This is a genomic window from Vibrio sp. V04_P4A5T148 (assembly GCF_963875605.1).
Lineage (GTDB): Bacteria > Pseudomonadota > Gammaproteobacteria > Enterobacterales > Vibrionaceae > Vibrio > Vibrio anguillarum.
This window is the reverse complement of record NZ_CAWNMS010000111.1, coordinates 1-3,256: the sequence shown is the minus strand read 5'-3', so window position 1 is coordinate 3,256 and position 3,256 is coordinate 1. Positions and strand designations below refer to the sequence as shown.

Genomic DNA, 3,256 nt, shown 5'->3' with positions numbered 1-3,256 from the left:
GTATGATATATACTTGTCAGTTTGTTCATATTTAATTTAAGAAACTGCAAGGTCTATTTACTTTATCCTAAATCCTAAATTTCACTAAAGTATCAATAATATATGCTTAAAACATTAGCAATTACTAATTATCGTTCTATACGAAGCTTAGCCATTTCATTAAATTCTATCAATATAGTTACAGGATCTAATGGTAGCGGTAAATCCAATTTATATAAGGCGTTAAGGTTATTGGCGAATACCGCCACCAATGGAGTTAATCATGCACTGATAAGTGAGGGAGGGTTATCTTCTGCGCTTTGGGCGGGTCCCAAAAAAAAATTATCTTATAGTAGTACAATGGAGTGCTCAAGATTAAAGCTAGGGTTTTCAACCGATGACTTAGGTTATACTATTTCATTAGGCAAACCTGTTCCATATCAGAGTGCCTTTAACTTCGATCCTGAAATTAAACATGAGTGTATTTTTAGTGGGCCGTATTATCGACCCGTAAGCTGCTCTGTTCAACGCAAAGGACCAGTACTACGGGTAAGAAATGATAAAGGATGGCAGACTGTAACTCAACACATCCCTAATTATGATACTATTTTTGATTCTTTTTCCAATCCAATCGATATTGGGGAAATTTTCCAGACTCGTGAAATGATCCGAAACTGGCGGTTTTATGATCAGTTTCGCACAGATGCCGCTGCCCCTGCTCGTATGCCCCAATTCGCTACAAGAACAACGGTTCTTAGCCATGACGGTAGTGATCTTGCTGCCGCTCTGCAAACTATTATTGAAATTGGTGATCATGAAGCCCTTAACCGAATCATCGATTATGCATTTCCTGGTAGTAAGTTAGGTGTGTCATGGAATCATGAGGGGTTGTTTTCATTAGCTTTTTCATCAAAAGGCTTATTAAGACCGCTCACTGGTATTGAGTTATCCGATGGCACATTGCGCTTTATATTGTGGGTAGCTGCTCTATTAACACCTCGTCCACCAACATTAATGGTGCTTAATGAGCCAGAAAATAGTATTCATGCCGATATTTTGCCTGCTTTAGCGAAGTTAATCCTTTATGCTTCCCAGCATTCACAAATTTGGGTTATTTCACATTCTAAACCATTAATCCATATACTAAGAAAGCATTCTGGTTGTAACATTATCGAATTAGAAAAACAGAATAGCCAGACTTTTGTAAAGGGGAACGGAATATTAGATGCACCCAATTGGCACTGGCCAGATTAAATATTTAGCATGCGCTTTGAGATGTTCCATTAATTTAAGTAATAATCGCTTCCTCACTGAGTCAATTTGCTTTAATAATAATCTTTTCCTCTTTAATTTCTGTCTTAATTTATCGGCATCAAAAGTAACATAAGGAACTGTCTTCTCTCATTCTGTTATATAGCACATCAGGAGAAATCGTCACTACTATATAACTTATTGGTCTGATAGTATTATTTTTCAATGAGGAAAATATATCTCATAAGTAAAAGGTATAACTAGATGATTTAAATTTACACTACGTCCTTTATATGGCCAATATTAATTCTACAGTTATCTTGAGTTAAGCTTATTCGATAAAAGCATAATTAGGGTGGGTACTAAATTCGGATACTAATATCGAACCATCATATTCTTTAAGAAATGAGTATATTATATTTTCTTTACTTGAACTCACTAAATATAAAGCCCACAGTGCTGATATTTCATATTTAGTTAGTTTAGAGATAGAGCTTTCTTGGCCGGTTTGTGATGTAATATATTTCACTTCATAAAATGGGATATTGTATACATATCCTCCCCAAAATCCGTAAAAAGATCGCCTTAGCGTTCTTTTTCCAGTTATTTTGTCATAAAAATCTGAAAGAATAAATCCATTCTTACATGTTATAGAGTGCTTAACAATTTGATTGTCATGATTAATTTTAAAATCACATCCTAGCCCATTAATAAATGGCTTAATGATAAATACAGTTAACATAATAAGAACCAAAACAATTATTCTATACATTAGAAAATCCTCATTGAATAAAACCTAATTTTCCTATCCCGTCTGTTATATAAATAAGTTCAAATGGCTTATCGTATAAAAGTGCTGATTTCATAGACTGGTTCTCAAAAGGGATACGATAAGCTGATACTATCGGAGTGACATCGTATAACGATAATCTCCTTGTCATGCTAGGACTCGGGCTACTTAATGTTTGTGTTTGAATTCTTAATGTATAGTTATAGTTTTGCCAATGTCCCCACAGGAATTTTTTAAGCTTAACTGTACCAGTGACTTTATCTTCAGTTTCAATTATCATTATTCCACTATTGCAGTAGCCTTTCTTATAGTAACTAATCGTTTCTACTTCTCGTTCAAAGTCGCATCCAAACCCATTAATAAATGGTTTAAAAGTATATATGGAAGATAACGTAACTATAAGTAGCAATAGCCAATTAATTTTTAATTTTAATAAACTTACGTGTGCCACTTTCATCATATGTTTTCCCATAAATATATATACCAGGTGACAAGGTTTCAATTAAATTTTCATCAAATGCACTATAAGTAGTACATACCTTCACAGCTTCACTTTCAAAACAGCGGATATTAGGTTTGGCTCCCTCTAGCATGAAATAAAAAATAGCTAGCATCAGCAGATAAAGAAAAATCATACTTGTTGCCATTTTACCATTAGCTTGAGGTGCTTTTGTTCGCCTACTTTGATGCAAAATGTACTGCTGACTTAACGAAAGTGAAATGTCATTCTCATGATTTTCGGCTAGCTCATTTCCTTGCTTAGCATTCTCTTCTAAGGTTTCCTCTATAGTTCGCTCTAAATTTGGTTGACTAGCATGATTCTCTTGTTGTTGTAGTACTAAGCTTTCCTTGCATGCTAGAGTAATTGAGTCATCGACTAGTGCATAACCTTTCCTTGCAATCGTCTCAATACTGAGACCAACAGCTCTGAGTTTGCGTATTGCCATGTTAAGGGCGTTTTCTACAACGTGTTGTTTGGGCCAGCCAGCTTGCATAAGTTGTTCTCGAGAAAGGCACTTTCCTCTTTTCTGGATAAATTCGGCCAGTATGTTGGATTCAGCTTCACTCAGTTTTTTAACACCTTGCCCTGCCTGATCTAGGATCTGATTAGTTTCAGTATCCAGGTAAAGTTTCATATGTCACTCCTGCAGCTACTATCTAAATATTAGATTAAAAATATCCTTTTATCTTAAAAAGAATGTAATCTTAATCAAGTGATTAGGTTAAGGTCAATGT

The 3,256-nt window shown here is 34.8% G+C and carries 4 protein-coding genes; 1 reads left to right on the top strand and 3 read right to left on the bottom strand.

The annotated features are described in order from the left end of the window. The first annotated feature begins 102 nt into the window (after positions 1–102). Positions 103–1,233, top strand: a complete 1,131-nt coding sequence (locus tag AACT18_RS17685; RefSeq protein ID WP_094146607.1) for an AAA family ATPase — start codon at positions 103–105, stop codon at positions 1,231–1,233. 328 nt (positions 1,234–1,561) lie between these two features. Here AACT18_RS17685 and AACT18_RS17680 read toward each other — a convergent pair whose 3' ends face one another. Genes AACT18_RS17680 through AACT18_RS17670 form a run of 3 tightly spaced genes read right to left on the bottom strand, consistent with a single transcriptional unit; the run spans position 1,562 to position 3,156 of the window. Then, the gene (locus AACT18_RS17680) at positions 1,562–2,002 is read right to left on the bottom strand and encodes a hypothetical protein (protein WP_094144229.1); all 441 of its coding nucleotides are present in this window, start codon (positions 2,000–2,002) and stop codon (positions 1,562–1,564) included. Between the two features lie 10 nt (positions 2,003–2,012). Next, positions 2,013–2,480 (bottom strand): hypothetical protein, encoded by a 468-nt coding sequence (locus AACT18_RS17675; RefSeq protein ID WP_094144230.1) that lies wholly within the window; start codon positions 2,478–2,480, stop codon positions 2,013–2,015. Then, on the bottom strand, positions 2,437–3,156 hold the full coding sequence (locus AACT18_RS17670) for a winged helix-turn-helix domain-containing protein (protein WP_094144231.1): 720 nt from the start codon (positions 3,154–3,156) through the stop codon (positions 2,437–2,439). The genes AACT18_RS17675 and AACT18_RS17670 overlap by 44 nt, the downstream gene beginning before the upstream one ends. Positions 3,157–3,256 lie beyond the last annotated feature (100 nt).